Raw genomic sequence first — 23,381 nt, forward strand, 5'->3', positions numbered from 1 at the left:
CTACTTGATGCGCAACTTGCGGGCGTATTTCAGCCCGGGCTCCTCCACGAAGCGGTAGGTCACGGCGGCACAGGCCACCGAGAGGACGCCGACGATGGCCAGGTTGCCGAGCATGCCGCCCACGCTGTCACCCGCGAGCAGGCCCCATCGTCCGAGTGCGATCAGCAGCGGGAAGTGCCAGAGGTAGATGCCCAGCGAGATCTTGCCCAGGTACTCGAACGGCGCGAAGTCGAGGATGTCGGCCATCCGGGAGCGGCGCCCCTCGGCCAACGGCAGCACGATGATCAGGATGAACAGACCTGCGGCCAGGCCGGTCGCGGTCACCTGGAAGTTCGACTTGAGCGCGAGGAGCGCCAACATCGCGACCGTCGACACGACCAGCCCGGCGACCGACCACCGCCGCAACCGCGTGCCGAGTCGCGATCCCTCGGGGCCGACCTCGACGGCGACGAACAGCACGGCCGCCGCCATACCGAAGGCGAAGGCGTCACTGCCGCCGAGGAAGCTGCGCAGCACCACCGCGGACCAGTTGGCCCCGAAGTTCTGCTCGGCGATGTCGGTGATGCCGGCACGGTGCGCGAGGTAGTAGGCGAACACCTTGCCCGCGATACCGATGATGACGAACAGGATCGGGGGGATCAGCCCGATGACCACCGGGTTCCACCTCATCCGCCGCCGTAGCGCGAACATCAGCGCACCCACGATCGGCAGCGCGAAGTAGAACGCGTACTCCAGTGTCAGCGACCACGACGGGTTCACGCCGGTCTGGATGAGGCTCGGGAAGTACGTCTGCACCAGGAAGAGATTGGCGACGAATGTCCACGGGTCGGTGATCATGCCGGTGCCGGCCTGCGAACCGATGACCAGCGACTTCTCCGCGTTGGTGAGGTAGGCGGCCTGCAGGGCGAAGTTCGCGATCAGGAAGATGACGATGTAGACGGGGAAGATCCGCAACAGGCGATGTATGACGAACTGTCGCACGTCGGGCTGCTTCGGGGCGCCGAGGAACAGGGCCCGGACGAAGGGCAGGAAGAGCAGGAAGCCCGAGAGTCCGAAGAAGAAGATGAGCGCCTGACCCAGGATCCCGATCTTGCTGTCCACGGTCGTGTCGGGCGAGTAGTGCGCCGCGACGTGGACGGTGAGGACGGCGATGCAGGCGATGCCACGCGGCCCGTCGAGCCCCTTGATGCGACCGCGACGACGCGGCGCCACCGTGGCCGTGACCGGGGTCCCGGAGATCGCGGAGGCCGGCACGACCGGGACGTGTCCGGTTCGGTGCGGGGTGTCGGCGGTCACGGCGTCGGCCCCACCACACGCCACACGGCGGCGGGTCGAGCGGTCGTCGACGAACTGGCGGCCCCGGTCTCGAGCTGCGCTGAGGTGTTCACCGTCACCGTCCGTTTCGTGGTCTGCGGGCCCCGGCACATGTGTGCGCGGAGACGAGCTGGCGTCACGGACCGGCACATACTGCCGATGCATCACCGCGACGAGGTCACGAGAGTGATGGTAGAAGCCGTCGCACGGTTTCGCAGGCCCCCCGGCCACCCCCTGTGGGAGTCGGTGTACCCGGCCCCACTCGGCAACCCTAACCGCCGTACGACACGGTCACCACTCGGACGAACCGCCCGTCTCAGGTCAGGCGACCGCAGTCGTTGACGACGGCCCGGTTGTTGAACCGGTTCTGCAGCCAGCTCGTCGCGATCGAGATGTCGATGTCGGCGTGGCCGCGGTCGGGCTGGAGCACCGACTGGATGGTGTCGCCCAGACGGCACGCGCGCACGACGGCGTCGGTGGTCCACTGCGGCGTCACCAACTGATCGCGTCCGCCGTAGAGCACCAGGATCGGTGCCGCGGCCCGGCGCACCGGCAGGCTGCGCCGTGCGAGGAGTTCGGTGAGCGCGGCGGTGGCCTCGGTAGACGACGGCGTGAGGTCGTCGGGAGTGATCTCCTTGATGACCGCCGCGCGACGCTCGGTGAACGCAGGGCTGCACTGCGACAACAGATCCCAGTTCGATTCCACGACGCCCCGACGGTACGAGTCCAGGTCGAGGTTCGGGTTCTCGTGCTTGAGCACCAGCAGCATCCACTGCATGAGGCCGCGCTGGTCCTCGGTGAGCTTGCGCTGTGCCGCAGCCTGCGCCAGTGGCGCGATGTCGAGCGGCGGCGACGCGGCTGCGGTGCCGAGGAGGTCGAGATCGGGGGCGTAGGTGCCGGCGAGCTCGTTGGCCGCGAACACCGCCTGCCCGCCCTGCGAGGTGCCGAGAGCCGCCCATCGGTTGGACACCGACGGCGACAGACGACGAGCGGCGCGCACCGAGTCGATGACGTTCATGCCCTCGGTCGCGGCGTCGAGGTACGGGTGTGTCGGTTCGGTCACACCGGGTGCGCCGAGGCCCTGATAGTCCGAGACGGTGACCGCGAAACCCTGGCTGACGAGACCGCTGGCGATGATCGAGATCCCCAGCAGGGTCGGATCGAGGGTCGGTCCGCACTCGCCGAGCACACCGGTGGTGCCGTGGCCGAGCGCGATGACCGGCCACCCACCGGCGGGAGGCGTTCCCGACGGGATGAAGATGGCGCTCGAGACCTCGGTGCGGCTGTCGTCGATGCCCGAGGTCGAGCGGTAGACCACGCGGGCGGCGATCGACGACGCGGCGCTCACGCGCCGGTCGAGCAGCGGCATCTCGTTGGCGCTGACGATGGAACCGACCCCGGTGTCACGGGTGTCGACGGCCAGTGGCGCGCCGATGGTCGACTGGGCGGGATCGGAGTCGGCGCTGTCGGAATCCGAGCCACAGGCCACGGTCGTGGCGAGCACCGCTGCGACACAACCGATCACCGCCAGTGAGCGAACCCGCCCGACCACCGGTCCGCGCGATCGGTCGGTGTCGCGCTTCGTCACAGGTCTCCGCATCGTCATGTTTTCCTCAGTCCTCGGACATCGCGCAGTGTGTGCAGGGCGTCGCGGCCGTCACCGACCCGGTTGCCGATCATGTTCGCCCCGATGAGCGCGATCGCCGCGACGGCGAACCCGATGGCGCCGCCGAGTCCGATCGCCTGCGTCAGGCTGGTCTCGGTGGCGGCGCCCGCCGGGGTGGCGGCGTCGACGACGAACAGCTCCGACTGCACCGACTCGGAGCCCTCGGGTTCGAGTTCGCTCACCACCTGTCGCATCTGATCGGCCATCGACGAGGCCAGCGTGGTGGCCGCCTGCGCGGTGTCACCGGTGGTGACGATGCGGAACACCGCGCTGTTGGGCACCGGGAAGACGGTGATGCGCGAGGCGAGATCGGCGGTGGTCGCGCCCTCACCGAGCACCTTCGCCCGGTCGGCGACGAGAACCCGCGACAGGACCTGTTGCGACAGCGCGAGGTTGCGCATGGTCTCGATCTCGGCGCGGCCGGACAGATCACTGGCGTACGCCGCGACGACCGACGGCGGTCCGGGCGCCTTCGCGACCATCACGGCCTGGCTCGTGTACTCCGGCTTCTCCATGCTCTGGGCGAACCATCCGACGGCCATGCCGCCGACGACGGCGATGAGCACGGTGATCCACGACCGGCGCAGGATGCGGCCGTAGTCGGTCATGGTCGACGTGGAGGGGGACTTCACGGGCGATCCCCGCAGTTCGTCACGTTGCCGCCGCCGAGTCGCAGGGTGTTGACGAAGTCCACGGCCTGGTCGGCCTTGAGGTCCTCCTGGGTCTCCCCCGCGCGCCGGACCACGAACAGTCGCTGACCGTCCTGGCAGGCCTGGGTGATGGCGGCCTCGGTCGGACCGACGTCGGCGACCTGATCGTCGGTGCCGTAGATGATCAGCGCCGGCTGCTTGTTCGCCCCCACGGGGAGTGCACGGGCGGCGATGCGCGACTTCAGGAACGCCGCGGCGGCGATCGAGTTCGGTTTCAGATCGTCGGGACCCAGCGAGGTGATCGCCCGCCCGATGTCCTCGACCGACGTGCGCGCGGTGGGCAGACATTGCAGCAGCGTCGGCCAGATGCTGCGCGCATACGGCGAGCGGTAGTCGTCGAGGTTCATCGACGGGTTCGAGTCGGCGATCGACTGCAGGGTGTAGATGTACACCGAGTACTGCGCGGGGTTGAGGGTTCCGCTGACCGCGCGGTCGACCAGTCCGGTCATGTTGGCCCAGGGGGCGATCGACGCGGACCCGAGCAGGTCGAGCCCCTGGCCGTAGGCCACCGAGCGGTCACCGGCGGCCCACGACGCCAGACCGCCGAGGGCGCCGCCGTAGGAGATCCACTTGGTGCTGATCACGGTCGGGTTGAGGGCGTGTGCGGCGCGCACGGCGTCGATGAGGTTGTTGCCGTAGGTCGTCGCGTCGAGGAACGGTACGACCGGACCGCTCTGACCGATGCCCTGGTAGTCGGACATGACCACGACATAACCGGACACGGCGATGTTGGCCATGACCTCGGCGTTGCCGAGCATCGACCCGAACAGCGACGGCGCGCACTGCGGCTGGATGCCCGAGTTCGGGCGACCGTAGGCGACGACCGGCCAGCCGCCGTCGGGCGGAGGACCGTTGGGCACGACCACGATGCCCGACACCTCGGTCGGCGAGTTGTCGAGTCCGGAGGTCGAGCGGTAGACGATCCGCCGGATCGACACCCCGACCGAGGTGAGGTCGGGGTCGACGGGGGTGGGCGGGTCCTGGAGTGCGACGACGCCGCCGGGGCCGCGCGAATCACGCGGAGCCGTGAGCGTCACGTTCGGATACTGCGACACGAGCGCGGGCCCCGACACCGAGGGGTTGATGGGCACCGAGGTGTTGTCCGGCGGCGACACCGAGCAGGCCGCGGTCACCGCGACCACGAGCATCGTGGTGGCACCGAGCAGGATCGACCGAGCCGTCCGACGATTCGGACGGCGCCGCACCGATGCGGCGTCCGTCGACCGCCGGTGCGGTCGTGTCATGCCCGTGACCCGCTCATCCACGCTCCGAGCCGGCGGTGGCCTTCTCCGATGCACCCGACACCGCGGCGTGGGTGACGGCCACACCGACCACCTGGACACCGAGCGCCACCAGCGACTCGACCGACGACTTCAGGCCGGGTCGGGTGGTCCGGTTGAGCCGCGCGAGTACCACGGTCGCATCGGAGAGCGCGGCGCACACCGCCGCCGACGTCGAGGCGTCGGTGGCGGGGGTGTCGAGCACGACGAAATCGAAACGGCGACGGGCCTGGGCGAGCACCTCGTCGAAGCCCTCCGAGGAGATGAGCTCGCCGGCGGTCGGCGGGCGCTTGCCCGCGGGCAGCACGGCGAGGTTCTCGCGCAGACGCACCACGTTCGACACGAGGTCGCCCTCGCCCACCACGGCCGACGACAGACCCTTGTCGGAGGTGATGGAGATGGCCCGGGCGATGCCGTTGCCCGCGAGGTCGGCGTCGATGAGCAGGACGTCGTGGCCGGAGTCGGCCAGCACGCCGGCGAGTCCGAGCGCGACGGTCGTGCGACCGACACCCGCGCCGGGGCCGGTGACGGTGATGACGCGCGGCGAGGTCCCGTTGGCCGACGCGGCGGCCCCGATGAAGCGGATGTTGGTGCGCAACGTGCGGAAGGGCTCCATACCCTCGCCACTGCCGGTGACGGCGGCCTCGACGTAGAGGTCGCTCGTCGGGATCTCGGCGAGGAGGTGGTGTCCGCTGCTGGTGGTGACCGCGGCGCTGTCGCGCACCCGGCGGTCGAGCAGGGCCAGACCGACCGCGACGAGGATGCCCACGACCAGACCGGCCGCCACACCCATGATCAGCAGGATCCACACCGAGAACCCGACGGGGGTCGACGGCAGATCCGCGTCGTCGAGGACGATGGCCGTCGCCGCGGCGCCACCGCCACGACGCGACGTCTCGAGTTCCTGGACCACGACGGCGGTCTGCTGCGCGACGGCGTTGGCGTAGGACTGCGCGCGGCGCGGCGAGGCGTCGGTGACGGTCACGGCCATGATGACCGTCTTGTCGATGGCCGCCGCGGTGGTGTGGGCGCGCAGGGTGTCGGCGCTGACCGCCCCACCGAGTGCGGCCGACGCACGGCGCGCCACCTGATCGCTGGTGGCGATCGCGGCGTAGGAGTTGACGCGCTCCTGTGCGAAGAGGTTGTTCTGGTAGGACTCGCCCACCGACGACCCACCCTCGGCCGTCGCGAACAGTCGCGACGTCGCGGCGTACCCGGAGTCCTGGAAGAAGACGCTGTAGGCGTATCCGCCGGCCGCGCCGATCACGGCGAACACCACGATCACCCACCAGAACTTCACGAATATCCGTACATACTCGCGAATAGCCACGCGATGGACTCCCTTCAGGCCGGATGGAGATCCGGCCAGAAAACTGATGAACGATTCGTCGTCGACAGGAACATGGTCCATCTCCGACGGGGCCACGATCGAACACGACCACCGACCCGAACGATACGACAATGCGCGATGAAGACCTCGCCTGCCATGCCCGGACAACCCTAACCCGACGTTCACCGACGCGCCGGGGATGCCCGAACGACCATACCGACTTGCACTCCCGGATCGAGATGCAAAGATTGCCCACGTGAAGGTCGTCTATCGCGTCATCGTGGTCGCAGTTGCTCTGCTCGCCGCATTCGGTGCGATTTACCTCGGCGGGTCGGCCCTGAAGGCGACCCTGGCCGGTCTGGCGATGATCGTCGGCGTGTACGTGGGATTACGTCACCCCATCTGGCTGCTGTGGCTCCTGGCGTTCGTCGCCGGGATGTTCCCCGCCGGATACCTGCCGGGTGTACACGTCCCCATGGTCTTCAGTTTCGCGATGGGTTCCCTGCTCGCCACGATCATCCATCCGTGGGAGGTCACGGGGTTCAGCACCCTCGAACGCTGGGTGCTGACCCTGGTCGGGGTGTCGTTCGTCTCGCTGGTGGCGAGCGGTTTCAACCTCATCGCCATCATGGAGTACGTCAAGTGGACCACCGCGACGCTGCTGATCATCGTGCTGCTGCGGCTCCCCCGTGACCAACTGCGCAGGTTCGGTCAGGTCTACGTGGTCTCGGCGACCGCGGCCTCCCTGCTCGCCATCGGCATCGTGTTCGGCGACTCGGGCGGTCGCGTGCTCAAGGCACTGTCGATCCTGGGTTACGGCGTGAAGGACAACAACTTCTTCGTCTACACCGAGAGCGGTGCGGTGGCCCGCCTGGCGGGCACCTTCCTCGAGCCGAACTCCGCGGGCATCGCCATCCTCGTGGCCGCGCTGATCTGTGCCGTCGTGTTCGACGGCTGGCGACGGGTCGCCTGTGGCGCGATCCTGCTGCTCGCCCTCGCGCTCACGTTGAGCCGCGCGTCGCTGTTCGCCGTGGTCGTCGGCGTGGTCCTCATGTTGGTGTTCGCGAGCCTGAGCGCCCGCCAGCGCATGTCGATCGTCGGCGTCTTCTTCCTCGGGTTCTGCGTCGCGATCGCGGTACCCAAGATCCGCAACCGCATCTTCAGCTCCTTCGGGTCGCAGGACGCCGGCTCGAACGCGCGTCTCGACGCCCTCAAGGACTTCCCCGGCTACATGGGCGGGAAATGGGTGTTCGGGCGCGGATGGGGGCTGATCGAATTCAAGGACCCGTCGAAATCGATCGCGACCAATTTCGTGGCGAATGCGCCCCTTTTGGCGACATATCGCGGCGGCGTGATCGTGGCGACAGTATTTGTGCTGACATTCCTGTATGCGAGTTATCTCGCATATCAGTGTCTGCGGACGACCCATTGGAATCTGGCTTTCTACGGCGGCGGTTTCATCGGATTCTTCTTCCTCACCATGCAATTGGACATCGGCACGGTCACCATTCCCGCCACGGTCGCGGCGCTGTCATTGTTGGTGACTTTCTTGAAATACACGCATGAATTGGCGATGGACCTCGACGACGTCGGACGAGGCAGACCCGGCCCCGTCCCGCCGCCGCTGCCGAGACCCGCTCCGCGGACACCCGTCGTCGACATCGTGCCCCCGCGCGTGCCCGCGCACGCCCGGGCGCAGTGAGGCGTCGGGCACCCGCACACTCACCTCCAGCGCGCGGGCCTCGGCACCCCACCTCCGTCGTGGCGCTGCTCGTGTCGATGGTCCTCGTCTGTCTGACCGCGGCCGCCTGCGGCAGCGATCCGACCGCCGTCCCCGGGGTACTCATCGCACCGAGCGACCGTGTCGCGTCCAACCCGATCGCCGTCGACGAGTCCAGGACCACCCAGGGCATCGCGCTGTCGACAGCTCCCTACTTCGACTCCGCCGAGCAGACCCGCAGCAGCTATGACCTGGCTGCTCGCACGGGCCTGGACTCGATCCGACTGCCCATCCAGTGGGGGCTGATCCAGCCCGACAACGAGAACTCCTTCGACTGGACGGTCACCGACCGCATCGTGGACGACGCCGTGCGGGCGAAGGTGAAGATCCTCGCGACCCTGTCCTCGACCCCCGCCTGGGCCGCCGCACCCGGGGGCAGCGGACCCTACGTCCGGCCGCGTGACCCCGGTCAGTTCGCGGCGTTCGCCGGCGCGGTGGCCCGTCGCTACCAGGGGAAGATCGCCGACTACGAGATCTGGAACGAGCCCAACGCGGAAATGTTCTACGGGCCGCAGCCGGATCCGGTCACCTATACCGCCCTGCTGACGGCGTCCTACAAGGCGATCAAAGCGGTGGATCGATCTCTCGTCGTCGTGGCCGGCGGCCTCGGGCCGGTGATCGATTCCGCATCGACGATCAACCCTGTCAAATTCTTGGGCGCGATGTACGCCAACGGTGCGGCCGGCAACTTCGATGCGTTGTCGTTCCATCCCTACAAATACGACCTCAGCCTCGCCGACGGGTGGCGCCTGCCGAACTCCCCCGGCCGACAACTGTCGGGACTCCGACAATTGATGATCGCTAATGGCGATGAGAGAAAAAAGATCTGGGCGACCGAATTCGGCATCCCCACCGTCGACGTCTCCGAGGCCGAACAGGCCCGGCGGATCCCCGAGTTCATCCAGAAGTGGATCGAACTGCCCTACGTGGGCCCGGTGTTCTACTACACCGACCGCGACCGGGCGACCGGCGACGGCGACACCGAGAACAACTTCGGCCTCGAACGCTCCGACGGGACCCCCAAACCGGTCGTCGCGACCCTCTCGGCCTACGCGCGCAACGGGATACCCGACGCCGTCGTCGACCGCCGGATCCGTGCGGCCGACGCCGAACCCGGGTGGGGCCGCATCCTCAGTCCCGTCGTCCCGGTCACCTCGACCGGCATCCTGGGGCGCTACTACGAGAACGTCACCGTCTTCTCGACACCGATGGGGCTGATCTCCTCGCCCGCGGAGATCGCGGCGCGGATGGCGGCCTACGACACCTATCCCGTCGCGTTCTTCGTCGACGGCTACCAGGACACCGCGGCGGCACTGCGGATCTACAGCTCACCGTCGACCGGCACCCACGTCATCGGCAACGGGATCGTCTCGGCGTGGGATCCGCGCTACGGGCTCGCGACCACCGACGAGATACCTCTGCCCGGCGGGGGCGTCCGCGTGCAGTTCCAGAACGGATCGATCACCTGGACCCCCACCCGGGGAGGGATGGGGATGCTCCAGCGCTGAGGCCATGGGGATGGTCGACCGCTGAGCGGTCAGGGGCAGATGAGGTCCTGCACGGCCCGCTGGGGGACCCCGTCGGCCCATCGTTGCGCGTTGCGGTCGTGCAGTGTGCGCGACTGCGTCTCGGCGTGGGCCGCATCGCGCAGGTAGCGGCGGGCCTGCTCGACGAACTGCGCCTCGTCGTCGAACGGGTCGAGGTCGAACACCGGACCGAGCGACCCGATGGCCGCCGAGGTACCGATCACCGGCAGCCCGCGGCTGGCGGCGTCGAGGATCTTCACCCGGACCCCGCCGCCGGTCGCGACCGGCGCGATCAGTGCCCGGCAGGTGGAGAGGAACGACTGCAGGTCGTCGACGAATCCGAGGTCGAAGACCCCGTCGGGGTAGGTCACCTCCGGCGCGTTGGCCGCCTTCGCGCCGACGATGTACAGCTCGGCGCCCTCGATCCCCTCGGCGATCCTGGGCCACAGCCGCAGCGCGATCTCGAAGGCCTCCTGGTTCGGCGGCCAGTCACGGGTGCCCATGAACACCAGCCGTGGCCCGGCGTCGGCGAGCGCGAGTCGCGTGGCCGGCGGCATCGTCAGGTCGATCCACCGCGCACCCGTCGCACCCTCGTCGCGGTACATCTGCGCCTCGTCGGCGTCGTAGGTGCCGACGGCGTCGGCCGCGCAGGCCACACGGACCTCGTCGCGCAGGATGAAGGGGCTCTGGAGACGTCCGATGATGCCGCGTGTCGCCTTCCACACCTGCGACTCGGTGTTGACGGTGTTGATGACGAATCGCACGCCGGGCTCGCGGGCCCGCAGATAGCTCTCGGCCATGTAGCTGTGTTCGGCCACCCACACATCCGACCGACCGTGGTGGGCGGCGATGGTGGCCCGCAGCTCGGGGTGGTCGTAGCGCTCGTGCACGATGCTGCGACGGTGCACCAGGCTGCGCGGCACCAGACGCATCGACGGCGCGGGCTTGATGACGCGGGTCAACCCCGGCACCGACGGCGCGTCGCCGGCGGTCGACAGGCAGATGGTCTCCACGTCGGCGAACGTCTTCGTGATCTCGATCATCAAGCGCGACAACGCTATGTCGCCGCCGTGCTCGACGACCGGATCCTTCGACAGCAGGTAGGTGACGCGCGTCATCGCCTCGTGGGCCCCTTCTCGTCGTCTGACTGTGACACGGCGTCGTCTGTGCCGCCGCCTGCGATCGGGTCCGCCGTCGTGATCGGGTCGGCGACGGGCCTGCGGAGCGCGATGGTGAACACCGTCAACAGGATGATGTCGGCGATCACGGTCGCGATCGCCGCGCCCACCGCTCCGGCCCACACCAGGCCGGCGACCATGGCCAGCTTGATCACGACCACGATGGCGTAGGCGCTGCTGCGCACGATGTCGCGTCTCTGCATCGACAGGATCACGGTGTCGACGAAGATCACGACGCGCAGGCACACGAACAGCGACATGATCATCATCGCGGCGGCGATCTCGGTGGCCACCGGGAGGAACAGCGCCACGAAGCCGGCCGCGAACAACACCGAACCGGCCGCGGCGGCCAGGATCACGGTGTGGCGCATCGGCGGACCCGAGCTCACCCGGCCGTCACCGTCGCGCAGTTTCTCGTGGTAGGTGCTGCCCAGGGCCGCACCCACCTGTGCCAGCGCCCACGCGCAGACCACGGCGATCGAGTAGTAGCCGACGGTGGTGCTGTCGGTGAGGAATCCGAGCAGCAGGACGTCACCCTGCAGGTAGAGCGCCACGGCCAGGTTCTCCCCGAACAGCACCGCGGCGATCTTCGGCGGGCCGGGGAACTGGGGGCGGTCGCCGCGGATCGTCCAGACCGCCAGCACCGCCACCACGAGATACGGGATGACGAACAGGATGCTGGCGATGGTCAGGGAGGGATCGGGGGCGAGATAGAGGTACGCGCCGCCGAGGACCACGGCCGACACCTGACGGATGGTGTCCCAGCGTTGGACCACGTCGGGATGACCGTCGCGCAGCCGCCGACTCTTCAACGCGCTGAAGATCATCTCGCCACCACTGGCGACCAGACCGAACCAGACGATGTACGAGAACGGCGTCAGCAACAACCCGGGGATGATCATCGCCAACGCGATGAGAACGCGCAGCGAACGCTCGCGGACGAACCGGTCCTCGCTCTCGCGGATCGCCCGGACCGCGAAGGGGTTGTCCAGGGGCGCGGAGAGGATCGCGCCCGCGGCATACGCCATCGCGTACTGGCCGTAGGCGCCGACACCCACCTGCCCGATCAGCGAGGCGGTCCACAGCAGTCCGGTCCCGCGTCCCCCGTAGGTCCACAGGGCCGCGATGAGCGCCTTGGTGATGTGCTGACGACCGGACAGGACCGGCACCCCGGCGTCGGGTGCACCGGTGTCGGGTGCCGAACTCATCGCGACCAGACGTCGACGAACCGGTTGACCACGTTGCGCGGGCTGCGGTCGGTGCGCACCACGGTCAACTCGTCGACTAGGCGGCGCAGCCGCGCGTCGTCGTCGACGAGGGACTGTGCGGCCGCGCTCAGTGCCGGGATGGGGTCGGCGTCGTCGGCGGGACCGCCGACGACCACCGCACCACCGTCGTCGGCCATCTCCGCCAGCGCACCGTGGGCGGTGCTGACCAGCGGGGTCAGGTAGGCGATGGCATGGGCGGCGACCGAGGAGGCCGGGAACACCGGACCGTAGAGGGTGCGCTGGCCGTAGGGCACGAGCAGCGTCCGCACCGAACCGAAGAAGTCGTCGAGATCGGAACCGTCCAGACCACCGAGGATCTCGACGCCCTCGACCGGCGGCAACGCCTCGGTGCCCCGCCCGGCGACGCGGAGGGCGATCGACGGGTCCAGGGCGGCCCGGATACGCGAGATGTGCTCGAATCCCTTGCCGCGGTACACCAGTCCGAACATCCCGACCGCGCGCGGACGCTCGTGGGCCGGGGCGATCTCGGGACGGTCGAGCACGAGGAGGGGCACGTGGTGCACCGTCGCCCGCGGGAAGGCCGTGCGCAGTGAGTCGGCCCCGGCGTGGGTGAGTGCAAACATCGAGCGGTCACCGATCACGCGACGCTCCACGGCCCGGGTGACCGGGCGCCCCGGATAGTGCAGGGCATGGCTCGCCACACGCGACTTCGACAGCAGGCGCGTCCGCCCGGGCAGCCACACGACACCGGGTGGATCGTGCACCGTCGCGGTGCTCACCACCGACGGCACCCTGCGCTCGACGAACGCGGTGGGCCAGAACGACTCGACCGACCCGCCGGACAGCTCGGCGTGCAGGGCGACCGGGCCCGGGACGTCCACCGCCTCGAGGATCGCGCGGTGTCGGCGGCGCAGCGTGGCGACCGTGTCGGTGCCGGGGCCGGGATGGCGGAACTCGATGACGTCGTCGATCTGGCGCCGGAGCTCCTCGACAAAGACGTCGCTGTAGTGCCCGACACCACCCGCGGTGGATTCCGGGGCGACGTAGACGACTCGGGACGGCCGACGGCGTGTGGACGCCGTCGGCTCCTGTGTGGGGTCGACCATGTTCGTGCGGCCGCGGCCCGTCAGAAGAACAGCGGTCGGTAGTACGGCGTGTACTGCAGGGCGTCGGGGTCTCGCATCGACTTCACCTTGGCGGGCACACCGGCGACCATCTCGAGGTCGTTGACCGGGCGCGTCACACAGGCGCAGGCACCGACGACCGCACCGCGGCCGATGTGGGCGCCGCCGAGCACGGTGGCACGGGTCGCGACCCAGGCGTAGTCGCCCACCTGCAACGGCGCGAACACCGGCGGGAAGTCTTTGTGATTGGGGTCGTGGCCGCCGGCGATGAACTGCGTGTCGCTGGCGATGACGACGTTGTCGCCGATCGCGATACCACTGCGGGCGTCGAACAGCACCCGGAAACCGATCGAGCAGTTCTCACCGATGTTGAGCAGGTCGATGTCGAACACCTGCAGGCCGCGCAGGAAGGTGGTCCCCTCGCCGATCGTGGCGCCGAACAGCTTCAGGTAGTTGCGACGGATGAAGTGGAACGGGATGTGGGTGACGAACGAGTTGAACAGCAGGCCACCGATCCGGTTGCGGATCTTGTAGCCGACCGACAGTTCCTCGAAGCTCCAGCGGGTCTTCCACCCGGGCGGATCGGGAAGCGTGAGGGTCTTCGCGGGCTCGCCTGCCGCGCTCGACTTCTCGGCATCGGACTGCTTGCTGACGGTCACACCTTCTCCTTGTTCGTCACCGGGTGTCGTCCACCCGACGGGCTCGGCATGGTCACGCCGTACTCGGCGGACTCCAACTCATCGGGCGGCGACCGACTGCGCCATGTGCGATTCGACCATGTTCCGGACGATCTCGCCGAATTGCACGGTCGGCGCCCAGCCGAGGACCGTCCGGGCATGTGCCGCGTCACCCACGAAGTCCGACGGGTCCACCGGGCGGACATGCGCGGAGTCGATCTCGACGAGGTGCTCCCAGTCGTCGATCCCCACCGCGGCGAAACCGGCGGCCACGAAATCGCGCACCGAGTGCGAGGTGCCGGTGGCGATCACGAAATCGTCCCCGCGGGCATCCGAACGCACCGCCATCCGGTACATCGCGTCGGCGTAGTCCGGGGCCCACCCCCAGTCGCGGCGCGCGCTCATGTCGCCCAGCGACAAGCGGTCGCGCTCACCCCGGGCGATGGCCGCGACGCCGTGCGCGATCTTCCCGGTCACGAATTCTGTTCCGCGACGCGGGGATTCGTGGTTGAAGAGGATCGCATTGTTCACCGCGAGGCCACGATCGCGGTAGACCGCGCCCAACAGGTGCGTGTAGGCCTTGGTGGCGCCGTAGGGCGACGAGGGTGCGATGGGCGTCGACTCGTCAAGGCGACCGGCGTCGGTCGTCCCGAAGATCTCGGCACTCGAGGCGTTGACGAACACGACGCGGTCACCGGTCCGGTCGGCCACGCCCATCGCCGCGTCGAGCAGGGCGGTGGTGGCCACGGCGTTCACCCGGGCGGTCGCCACGGGCGCCTGCCAGGAACGTCCCACCGAGGAGGCACCCGCGAGGTGGAAGATCACGCCGGGCGTCACCTCGGCGACGAGATCCGCGGCCGCGGTGTCATCGACGAGGTCGCATCCGTGCAGATGGGCGCCGGTCAGATCGGCCGGTGCGGTCTCCGACATGGACGTGCCGGGGCGGTAGGCACCGTGCACCTCCCACCCGTCGGCGAGGAGACGTTCGGCGAGGTACGAACCGTCCTGCCCGTAGATCCCGGTGACGAGGGCTACGCGCGGGTCGGGGCGAGCGTCATCGAGCATGGACAGCCGGAGGCGCAGACTGTGCTCGGGTGCGCTCGGACTCGAGATCACCGGCCACCATCATCCGGACCAGCTCGGGGAACGAGACGCTCGGCGTCCAGCCCAGCTTCTCGCGCGCCTTCGCGGAGTCCCCGATCAGCAGGTCGACCTCGGCGGGACGGAAGAACTGCGGGTCGATCGTGACGTAGCGCTCCCAGTCGTCGATGCCGACCTCGGTGAACGCGATGTCGAGGAATTCGCGGATGGAGTGGGTCTCGCCGGTCGAGATGACGTAGTCGTCGGCCTCGTCCTGCTGCAGCATCAGGTACATCGCCTCGACGTAGTCGCCGGCGAAGCCCCAGTCGCGCTTGGCGTCGAGGTTGCCCAGGGAGATCGAGTCCTGCAGGCCCAGCGAGATGCGCGCGACCGCGTTGCTGATCTTGCGGGTCACGAACTCGATGCCGCGACGCGGCGACTCGTGGTTGAACAGCACACCCGAGCTGGCGTGCATGCCGTAGGACTCGCGGTAGTTGATGGTCATGTAGTGGCCGTAGACCTTGGCGACGCCGTAGGGCGACCGCGGCCAGAGCAGGGTGGTCTCCTTCTGCGGGACCTCCTGCACGCGGCCGAACATCTCCGAGCTCGACGCCTGGTAGAAGCGCACCTCGTGGTCGGAGATGTCCTGGTAGAGGCGCACGGCCTCGAGCATGTTCAGCACGCCACCACCGGTGACGTCGGTGGTCAGGCGCGCGTTCTCCCACGAGTACGCGACGAAGGAGATGGCACCGAGGTTGTAGACCTCGTCGGGCCGGGCGAGCGTCATCGACTTCATCAGGCTCGACAGGTCGAGCAGGTCACCGGTGACGATCTTGACGTCGGGGAACTCCTCGCGCAGCGCCCCCACCTTCGGGTTGTTCTGTCCGCGGACGAGGCCCCAGACCTCATAGCCCTTCGTCTGCAGCAGTTCGGCGAGATAGAGGCCGTCCTGTCCGGTGATACCGGTGATCAGGGCGCGTTTCTGGGTCACCAGATGTCCTTCGGGTCCGGCGCGAGACGGTCGACGATCTCGTGCAGTTGTGCGGCGAAGTGGTCGTCGGAGAAGCGCGTCACGTGGTCGGCGATCTTCTCCGAGTCCCAGTGACGCTGTTCGACGCGGGTCACCGCGGCACGGATGGCCTCGGGCTCGGGCTCGTCGAAGTACTCGGCGGTCACGTGCTCGACGGCGGTGTCGAGGAAGCCACCCCAGCGGAGCAGGGCGGCAGGCTTACCGTAGGCCGCACCCTCGATCGGGGTGAGACCGAAGTCCTCGTACGAGGCGGCGACGACGGCCGAGCAGTGGCGGTAGAGCCACGCCATCTGGCGGTCGCTGAGATCGGACACCATCGCGACGTTGTCGGGCTTCAGTGCGCGCAGACGCTCGGCCTCGGGGCCGCGTCCGACGACGACGAGGCGACGATCGGTGCCGCGGAAGGCCTCGATGACCTTGTCGACGTTCTTGTAGGCCAACAGGCGCGAGATGCAGAGGTGGAAGCCGTCGGTAGCCCAGTCGGCGACCTCGTCGACGACCTCGGGCTCGGGCTCCACGGTGATGGTGGCCGGCGCGGGCAACACCGTCGACGGCCGGTCGTAGGCGGCGGTGATCCGACCCTGCACGGCATGGCTGATGGCGAGGTATTCCTCGCACGAGGCCGCGGCCCGGCGATCCCAACGGCGCAGGAAGGGCGTGAGCACCGACAGCGCGAGGCGCTTCTTCCAGCCCGCCGACTCCCCCAGGTACGCCTCGGCCTGGTAGAGCCAGCGTGCCGGTGAGTAGCAGTAGACGAGCTTGGTGCCCGAGGTGCGGAAGCCGTGGGCCCACCCGCTGGAGCTGACCAGCACCAGGTCGGCGTCGATGTGCATCGACGACGCGGCGGCGGGGAGCAGCGGGAGGGCGGCGCGGTGGCTGCGACGCAGGAAGCCGACCTTGTTCAGCGGAGAGACCCGGATGTCCATGTCGGAAAACTCGGGATAGGTGTTCTCCGGGTCGAACAGTGTGGTGTAGATCACGGCGTCGGGGAAGGCCCGCGCCATCGACAGCACGACCTTCTCGGCGCCACCACGCTGCGTGAGGTAGTCGTGGGCGATGGCCACACGGGGACGGGACCGCTCATCGGAACCCGCGCGACGGCCGGCACCAGCGACATCGGCCCGCGTGTTCAGGCCCTTCGTGTCCGCTCGGTCGATCACACTCACCGTGAGACTCCCATTCTGTGCGAAAGGCGTGGAACTTTCCGAGATTTCTCGTCGTGGAACTCGAGGCGAGCCTGTCGTCTGCTCACTCGACTGTCGTCAGCTTCGGGCGGATCGTTACGGGCTTGTCGGCGATCGGATCGGAAATGACCGCCCTGTGACTGCGGCTAAGGATAACCGCTGCCGCTCCGCGGAGTGCGATCAACGGCTTGTTGATTACCCCACGTCATTAGCTGCACACATGCACGAGGCACCGTGCCCGACCGCGTCCGGGGACGCTCGCCGAGGTCACCGGCGAGACCGACGTGGCGTGGCGACAGGCCCATACCGACAGTTCGTCGCCGACGGCGCAGCGGATGGGAGCAAGATCACCGGGGAGGAGAGAACGCGCGGTGGGGCGGGCGGGGCTCGAACCCGCGACCAAGGGATTATGAGTCCCCGGCTCTGACCAACTGAGCTACCGCCCCGGGTCGGCGCGACCACCGGCTCCCCCAACTGGACTCGAACCAGTAACCGTCCGATTAACAGTCGGAAGCTCTGCCAATTGAGCTATGGGGGAATGCTGTCGATCGACGACGGGGCGAACCCCGCGGCCGAACCGCTGGAGTGACTTTATCCCATGGGGTCGGCCCGGCACCAAATCGGCTGTGCCGAGACGCCGACCCGGCTGCGACACGATGCCTGAGCGGCTGCGACACGATGCCTCACCGGCTGCGACACGAGGCTTCACCGGCTGCGGCGAGACGCGTCATCGGCGGCGCGGGGCCCGCCCGGAGGTGTGGACACCACCCGCATCGGGCAGGATGGACCCCGACATCAGGCCCGGCCGGTGCCCCTGCGCCGCCCCGCGGCGCGGCGTGCGCCACCGCTGTCCGGGACACGAGTGCTCGACACGGAAGGCTCAACCGCATGGTTCGACTGCTCGCCCTGCTCGGCGTCGGTTATGTGCTCGGCGCGAAGGCGGGACGGCGTCGCTACGACCAGATCAACGGCGCCTATCACGCGGTGACCGGGTCCCCGGCCACGCGCAAGGCGATCGAGATCGGCCGCCAGAAGCTGTCGGAGAAGATCAACCCCGAGCCCCCGCTGACCCGCGTCCACCAGATCGATGACTCCACCACCGTCTACGCGCCGCGCGACCCGCGCGACTGATTCACCCGACGGGCGCGTTGGGGTCCACGGCCTGTTCGAGAAGGCTCCGGCGATATGCCTCGAGCGCGACGAGATCGCCGAACACCGTGTTGTAGGCATCGGGATCGTCCCCGGGTGACATCCGTCGCAGCCGCGACTTGATGTCGGCGATCTGCTCGCCCACCCAGATCTCCTGCAGCCGCGCCAGCACACTGCCGATGTAACGCGGGATCGCGTTCTCGTCGGCCGGCATCGGCTCGACGGCGAGTTCGGTCAACAGCGACGCCAGAACCGGGTTGTCCAGCTCGCGCCCGACGGTCTCCACCCACTGCGCGCCGCTCAAACCCGATGCGGTCCCGCCGACCGCGGCGATCGCGGCACGGATCAGGGCGTACGCCGGTTCGGGGAAGCACTCGACGGGCAGCGAGTCGAACACCGTGCCCGCGATCGCCGGGTGCTGCAGTCCCGCCTTGAGGGCCTCGCGTTGCGGCCACAGACGGGGGTCGGTGGGCGACGGACGTGCCGCGCCGCCGGCGCCCGGTCCGGCGAGTTGGGCCCCGGCCCGGGTGCGGGCCTGCGATCGGGCGGCGGCACCGGTGCTGACCGCGGTCGACGTCGACTGTTCGCGGACCCGGCGCAACACCTGACCCACGTCCTCCCAGCCGACCCATCCCGCGAGCTGCCGGGCGTACTCGTCGCGCAGGGCCACGTCCTTGATGCGGGCGACGACGGGGACGGTGTCACGCAGCGCGTGCACACGCCCCTCCGCGGTGTCGAGATCGTGGCCGGCGAGCACGGCGCGAATGGCGAACTGGAACATGGGGATCCGCCGGGCGACGAGGTCGCGGACGGCGCCGTCGCCGCTGCGCTGCCGGAGTTCACAGGGATCCATGCCGTCGGGTGCGATGGCGACGAAGGTCTGCCCGGCGATGCTCTGCTCCCCCTCGAATGCCTTGAGCGCGGCGGCCTGTCCCGCCGCGTCGCCGTCGAAGGTGTAGATGACCTCGCCGCGGAAATAGGAGTCGTCCATGAGCAGCCGTCGCAGCAGGGCGAGATGGTCCTCGCCGAATGCGGTGCCGCACGACGCGACCGCGGTGGTGACGCCCGAGAGGTGCATGGCCATGACGTCGGTGTAGCCCTCGACGATCACCACCTGGTGCCCCTTGGCGATGTTCTTCTTCGCATGATCGAGTCCGAACAGCACCTGCGACTTCTTGTAGAGCATGGTCTCGGGCGTGTTCATGTACTTGCCCATGGTGTCGTCGTCGAACAGCTTGCGGGCGCCGAAGCCGATGATGTCGCCGGCGAGGTTGCGGATGGGCCACAGCAGTCGCCGCCGGAAGCGGTCCCGGGGACCACGCTGGCCCTGCTGCGACAACCCCGCGGCCTCGAGTTCGGCGAACTCGAAACCCTGCGCGAGCAACGCCTTGGTCATCGAGTCCCACGACAGCGGCGCGAACCCGCAGCCGAACTGCACCGATGCCGCCTGATCGAAGTCGCGCTCGAGCAGATAGTCGCGCGCGGGCTTGGCGTCCGGGGTGAGGAGCTGCTCGGCATAGAACTTCTGGGCCGCGGCATTCGCGGCGACGAGACGGGCGCGGGTGCCGCGATCGCGGGCGACGCTCGTGCCGCCGCCCTCGTAGTTGATCTGGTAGCCGATCCGGTCGGCGAGCTGCTCGACCGCCTCGACGAAGGTGATGTGCTCCTGTTTCTGCAGGAAGGTGTAGACGTCACCGCCCTCGCCGCACCCGAAGCAGTGGAAGTGGCCGTGGTTCGGACGCACGTGGAACGACGGCGACTTCTCGTCGTGGAAGGGACACAGTCCCTTCAGACTGTCGGCGCCCGCGCGGCGCAACGCGACGTAGTCACCGACGATGTCCTCGATGTTCGTGCGTTCGCGAATCGCCGTGATGTCACGATCAGGGATTCGGCCGGGCACCATCCGAGTGTATCGGTGAGCGGGCCACCCCGGCCCCGCCCGTGTCGGACTGTGGATACGCGGGCACCGGCGCTGCGGCCGCGGACATGCCGCGATCGTGGGCTCCCGGGTGACCTGCGACGACGCCGCACGCGGCGAGCGGCACCATCGTCGCCGCGAGGGCGATCAGCGGTACCGACCATCCGTCGGTGAGCGAGTGCAGCACGCCCATGGCGATCGGACCGGTGGCGGCGAGCAGGTAACCGACGGTCTGGGCGAAGGCCGACAGCGTGGTCGCCTCGGCGGCAGACGCGGTGCGCAGGTTCATCAGCACCAACGCGAGCGACAGGGCGCCGCCCTGTCCGAGTCCGATGAGCACCGCCGACGGCCACGCTCCCCAGGTGCCCGTGGTCAGCACCCCGAGGATGCCCGCGGTGGCCAGGACGACGACGGCGACGGCGAGAACCCGCTGCGAACGCATACGCGTCGCGAGGACCGGCACGCCCAGCGCCGTGACGATGCTGCTGACACTGAGCACCGCGAAGATCAGTCCCGCCTTGTCGGCGCTCACGCCGCGGTCGCGGTAGATCGTCGGGACCCACGCCACCGTGGCGTACGCGAGCAGCGACTGGATACCCATGAAACCGGTGATCGCCCAGCGCATCCGGGCGCGCAGGCCCACGGTCGGCGCGGGCGTGGGCACGACGGGTACCTCTGTCGCCGCCCGGGCCTCACGACGGAGACCACGCGCACGGCCGACGGTGAGGACGGCCATGGCGGCCGCGGCGAGCACCGCGGGGATCGCCCACGCGCCCAATCCCGTGCGCCAGCTGTCACCGACGGCTCGCGTCAGGGGCGGGGTGATGCCGGAGGCGATGCCCGCGCTGACACAGATCAGTGCCGTGAGCAGTCCGGTCATGGCACCGATACGACGCGGGAACAGCAACCGGATCAGGACCGGACCCAGCACGTTCGCGACGGCGATGCCGAGGCCACCGAGGAGTGTGCCGACCAACAGGATCGGCCACCCCGGCACCGCGCGCAGAGCCGTACCGACCGCGAGCACGGCCATCGCGACCGTCGCCACCGGCAGCACCGAGAACCGGCGCGCCAGCCGCGGTGCGACACTCGCGCCGAGGCCGAGGCACACTACCGGGCCGGTCGTGAGGAGCGCGACCTCGACCGCATCGAGGTGGTAGCCGTCGCGGATCTCGTCGATGAGCGACGACGCGCTGCCGAACATCAGGCGCAGGCTCAGCCCGAACGTGATGATCGCGGCCACCGCGAACGCGCCCGCGCGCCAGACGGCGTCGGGGGCAGTCGGGCTCCCCGCCCCGTCAGCCAAGATGCGCCTGCGCCCCGGAGTTCTGGCGATCGGTCCGTTCGAGCCGGCCCTCGGTCATCGACGCGATCTGGTCGACGACGACGCGCATCCGCGCGGCGTCGTCGGTGGCGGCGGTGAAGGCGGGGACGAGGATCGGGTCGAGGCCTCCGGGCGCCGCCCGCAGCAGCCATGCGGCGACGCGATGGATGCGATCGCGTTGGCGCTGCTGGTGGGCGCGGTGGCGGACGTCGGAGAAGATGAACCGCAGCGCCACGGTCTTGAGGACGGCCACCTCGGAGGCGACCAGCGCGGGCACCGACAGGTCGGTGTCGTAGCGGTGCAGCGGCCTGTCGCCGGACTCCGCGCGTGTACCGGCGATCGCGGCGGAGGCGAAGCGTCCCACCAGTTCACTGGTGAGCTGTTTGAGGATCACCGAACCGGTCAGCGTCCCGTCGTAACCGTGTGCCGCACGGACGATCTCGAGATCGGCCAGACGCGCGGCCGCCTCGATCAGCGCGTTGGCGTCGAGCCCGTCGAACTCGCGCACACCGATCTCGGCGAGGTCGCGCTGCTCGGTCGGGTCGGCGAGGCTGCGCAGATCGATGCGGCCGCCCATGATGCCGTCCTCGACGTCGTGGACCGAGTACGCCACGTCGTCCGACCAGTCCATCACCTGCGCCTCGAGGCACTGCCGGGTTCCCGCGACACCGTCGCGCACCCAGTCGAGCATCGGCGAATCATCGCCGTAGGCACCGAATTTCGCGCCGGGTTCGGGTCGCGTCCACGGGTACTTGAGGGTCGCGTCGAGCGAGGCGCGCGTCAGGTTGAGGCCCACGGAGTCACCACGGGCGTCGAGCAGCTTGGGTTCGAGACGGGTGAGGATGCGCAGGTTCTGCGCGTTGCCCTCGAACCCGCCGTGATCCTCGGCGACCTCGTCGAGCGCACGTTCCCCGTTGTGCCCGTAGGGCGGATGCCCGATGTCGTGGGCGAGACCGGCCAGTTCGACGAGGTCGGGATCGCAGCCCAGACCGATGGCGATCCCGCGACCGATCTGGCCCACCTCCAGTGAGTGCGTGAGACGGGTGCGCGGGGTGTCACCCTCGCGGGGTCCGACGACCTGGGTCTTGTCGGCCAGGCGCCGCAGGGCCGCGCTGTGCAGGACACGGGCGCGATCGCGGGCGAACTCGCTGCGGTGGTCGGTGTGGGTGCCGGGCAGGATCGACGACTTCGGCGCCTCGACGACGATGCGCGCCGTCGCGTGGTCGTCGTAGTCGGCGATCGGTGCGAGCACGGCTCAGTCGACGACCCAGCCGCGTGCGACGGCGAAATCGGCGACGCGACCGCGGATGGCGATGATCTGGGTCGCGGTGAGGTCACCCGAGGCGTCGAGCAGGATCTCGGTGAGTTCCTCGACGAACGTGGTGGCGTCGAGAACCGCGGCATCGGTCGGGCGCGGCGCACGGCGCGGGGCGCGCTCGCTGCGATCGTTCCGGTCAGTGCGCTCGCTGCGATGGTCGCGGGTGTCGCGCTCGCGGTGATCGCCGTGGTCGTCACGTCGGCCGCCGCGGGGTGCGGTGTCGGCGGCCGCGCCGGTGACCGCGACGTTGACCGCCTTCGATCCCCGCTCGGTCGCCTCGACGTCGAAACTCACCTGGGCGCCGGGCTTGAGGGCGGCCTCGTCGATGTCGATGTCGTTGATGTGCAGGAACACATCTGCGCCACCGGCATCCGGCGCAAGGAACCCGAATCCACGGTTGGCGTCGTAGTGCACGACCTTGCCTGTCACCGAACCACTCACGACACACCCACTTCTCTCGTCTCGCCATCTCTCCCGCCGACCCCGTGCCGGCATGGCGACTCCTGACCCCGACTATGGCAGAGATCAGCGGCATCATCCATTCCCGGGACCGCCGCCTCGACC

The 23,381-nt window shown here is 69.0% G+C and carries 19 protein-coding genes and 2 tRNA genes; 3 read left to right on the forward strand and 18 right to left on the reverse strand.

Annotation, left to right across the window (positions count from 1 at the left end; all coding sequences use genetic code 11):
* The 5 genes from OG579_RS04890 to OG579_RS04910 all read right to left on the reverse strand — a co-directional run bounded on the left by OG579_RS04890 (nucleotide 1) and on the right by OG579_RS04910 (nucleotide 6,300).
* Complete coding sequence (locus OG579_RS04890; RefSeq protein WP_328858290.1) at nucleotides 1-1,296, reverse strand: acyltransferase family protein; 1,296 nt, start codon at nucleotides 1,294-1,296, stop codon at nucleotides 1-3.
* 334 nt (nucleotides 1,297-1,630) lie between these two features.
* A complete protein-coding gene (locus OG579_RS04895; RefSeq protein WP_328858291.1) occupies nucleotides 1,631-2,902 on the reverse strand; it encodes an alpha/beta hydrolase in 1,272 nt (423 codons plus the stop codon).
* A 14-nt stretch (nucleotides 2,903-2,916) separates the two neighbouring features.
* Nucleotides 2,917-3,612 (reverse strand): YveK family protein, encoded by a 696-nt coding sequence (locus tag OG579_RS04900; protein WP_328858292.1) that lies wholly within the window; start codon nucleotides 3,610-3,612, stop codon nucleotides 2,917-2,919.
* On the reverse strand, nucleotides 3,609-4,934 hold the full coding sequence (locus OG579_RS04905) for an alpha/beta hydrolase family protein (RefSeq protein WP_328858293.1): 1,326 nt from the start codon (nucleotides 4,932-4,934) through the stop codon (nucleotides 3,609-3,611). Before OG579_RS04905 ends, OG579_RS04900 begins: the two co-directional genes overlap by 4 nt.
* A 13-nt stretch (nucleotides 4,935-4,947) precedes the next feature.
* Entirely contained in the window at nucleotides 4,948-6,300 is a 1,353-nt protein-coding gene (locus OG579_RS04910; protein ID WP_328858294.1) for an AAA family ATPase, read from the reverse strand.
* 256 nt (nucleotides 6,301-6,556) lie between these two features.
* Here OG579_RS04910 and OG579_RS04915 point away from each other — a divergent pair, with 256 nt between their 5' ends.
* Both OG579_RS04915 and OG579_RS04920 read left to right on the forward strand, forming a co-directional pair.
* Nucleotides 6,557-8,002, forward strand: a complete 1,446-nt coding sequence (locus tag OG579_RS04915; RefSeq protein ID WP_328858295.1) for an O-antigen ligase domain-containing protein — start codon at nucleotides 6,557-6,559, stop codon at nucleotides 8,000-8,002.
* Between the two features lie 59 nt (nucleotides 8,003-8,061).
* Nucleotides 8,062-9,588: a cellulase family glycosylhydrolase gene (locus tag OG579_RS04920; RefSeq protein ID WP_328858296.1), complete on the forward strand. Its 1,527-nt coding sequence runs from the start codon at nucleotides 8,062-8,064 to the stop codon at nucleotides 9,586-9,588.
* Between the two features lie 29 nt (nucleotides 9,589-9,617).
* Here OG579_RS04920 and OG579_RS04925 read toward each other — a convergent pair whose 3' ends face one another.
* The 9 genes from OG579_RS04925 to OG579_RS04965 form a co-directional block, all read right to left on the reverse strand.
* Nucleotides 9,618-10,724 (reverse strand): glycosyltransferase, encoded by a 1,107-nt coding sequence (locus tag OG579_RS04925; RefSeq protein ID WP_328858297.1) that lies wholly within the window; start codon nucleotides 10,722-10,724, stop codon nucleotides 9,618-9,620.
* Entirely contained in the window at nucleotides 10,721-11,992 is a 1,272-nt protein-coding gene (locus OG579_RS04930) for a lipopolysaccharide biosynthesis protein (protein ID WP_328858298.1), read from the reverse strand. Before OG579_RS04930 ends, OG579_RS04925 begins: the two co-directional genes overlap by 4 nt.
* Nucleotides 11,989-13,119: a glycosyltransferase family protein gene (locus OG579_RS04935; protein ID WP_045823159.1), complete on the reverse strand. Its 1,131-nt coding sequence runs from the start codon at nucleotides 13,117-13,119 to the stop codon at nucleotides 11,989-11,991. Before OG579_RS04935 ends, OG579_RS04930 begins: the two co-directional genes overlap by 4 nt.
* A gap of 20 nt (nucleotides 13,120-13,139) precedes the next feature.
* The gene (locus tag OG579_RS04940) at nucleotides 13,140-13,796 is read right to left on the reverse strand and encodes an acyltransferase (RefSeq protein WP_045823160.1); all 657 of its coding nucleotides are present in this window, start codon (nucleotides 13,794-13,796) and stop codon (nucleotides 13,140-13,142) included.
* Between the two features lie 78 nt (nucleotides 13,797-13,874).
* Entirely contained in the window at nucleotides 13,875-14,930 is a 1,056-nt protein-coding gene (locus OG579_RS04945; protein WP_328858299.1) for a GDP-mannose 4,6-dehydratase, read from the reverse strand.
* A complete protein-coding gene (locus tag OG579_RS04950; RefSeq protein WP_045823161.1) occupies nucleotides 14,869-15,885 on the reverse strand; it encodes a GDP-mannose 4,6-dehydratase in 1,017 nt (338 codons plus the stop codon). Before OG579_RS04950 ends, OG579_RS04945 begins: the two co-directional genes overlap by 62 nt.
* On the reverse strand, nucleotides 15,882-17,090 hold the full coding sequence (locus OG579_RS04955) for a glycosyltransferase (protein ID WP_328858300.1): 1,209 nt from the start codon (nucleotides 17,088-17,090) through the stop codon (nucleotides 15,882-15,884). Before OG579_RS04955 ends, OG579_RS04950 begins: the two co-directional genes overlap by 4 nt.
* A gap of 390 nt (nucleotides 17,091-17,480) precedes the next feature.
* Nucleotides 17,481-17,554 (reverse strand) — tRNA-Ile (locus OG579_RS04960).
* 19 nt (nucleotides 17,555-17,573) lie between these two features.
* A tRNA-Asn gene (locus OG579_RS04965) sits at nucleotides 17,574-17,646 on the reverse strand.
* Nucleotides 17,647-17,996: 350 nt separating this feature from the next.
* On the opposite strand from OG579_RS04965, the gene OG579_RS04970 reads away from it, so the two are divergent.
* Entirely contained in the window at nucleotides 17,997-18,239 is a 243-nt protein-coding gene (locus OG579_RS04970; protein ID WP_328858301.1) for a hypothetical protein, read from the forward strand.
* 1 nt (nucleotide 18,240) lies between these two features.
* Here OG579_RS04970 and dnaG read toward each other — a convergent pair whose 3' ends face one another.
* From dnaG to OG579_RS04990, 4 genes are read right to left on the reverse strand one after another with little or no spacing between them, the layout of a single operon-like run.
* Nucleotides 18,241-20,157: a DNA primase gene (dnaG, locus tag OG579_RS04975; protein ID WP_045823337.1), complete on the reverse strand. Its 1,917-nt coding sequence runs from the start codon at nucleotides 20,155-20,157 to the stop codon at nucleotides 18,241-18,243.
* Entirely contained in the window at nucleotides 20,138-21,481 is a 1,344-nt protein-coding gene (locus OG579_RS04980; protein ID WP_328858302.1) for an MFS transporter, read from the reverse strand. The genes dnaG and OG579_RS04980 overlap by 20 nt, the downstream gene beginning before the upstream one ends.
* Entirely contained in the window at nucleotides 21,474-22,751 is a 1,278-nt protein-coding gene (locus OG579_RS04985; protein WP_328858303.1) for a deoxyguanosinetriphosphate triphosphohydrolase, read from the reverse strand. The genes OG579_RS04980 and OG579_RS04985 overlap by 8 nt, the downstream gene beginning before the upstream one ends.
* Before the next feature lie 3 nt (nucleotides 22,752-22,754).
* The gene (locus OG579_RS04990; protein WP_328858304.1) at nucleotides 22,755-23,246 is read right to left on the reverse strand and encodes a cold-shock protein; all 492 of its coding nucleotides are present in this window, start codon (nucleotides 23,244-23,246) and stop codon (nucleotides 22,755-22,757) included.
* Nucleotides 23,247-23,381: the final 135 nt, after the last annotated feature.

This window comes from Williamsia herbipolensis (genome assembly GCF_036153515.1).
GTDB classification, from domain to species: Bacteria; Actinomycetota; Actinomycetes; order Mycobacteriales; family Mycobacteriaceae; genus Williamsia_A; species Williamsia_A herbipolensis.

What these genes read in the sequence shown, in the direction of transcription:
- OG579_RS04935 (WP_045823159.1), bottom strand. Translation starts at nt 13,119, where the DNA reads ATGGTCGACCCCACACAGGAGCCGACGGCGTCCACACGCCGTCGGCCG.
- OG579_RS04905 (WP_328858293.1), bottom strand. Translation starts at nt 4,934, where the DNA reads ATGACACGACCGCACCGGCGGTCGACGGACGCCGCATCGGTGCGGCGC.
- OG579_RS04930 (WP_328858298.1), bottom strand. Translation starts at nt 11,992, where the DNA reads ATGAGTTCGGCACCCGACACCGGTGCACCCGACGCCGGGGTGCCGGTC.
- OG579_RS04970 (WP_328858301.1), top strand. Translation starts at nt 17,997, where the DNA reads ATGGTTCGACTGCTCGCCCTGCTCGGCGTCGGTTATGTGCTCGGCGCG.
- OG579_RS04925 (WP_328858297.1), bottom strand. Translation starts at nt 10,724, where the DNA reads ATGACGCGCGTCACCTACCTGCTGTCGAAGGATCCGGTCGTCGAGCAC.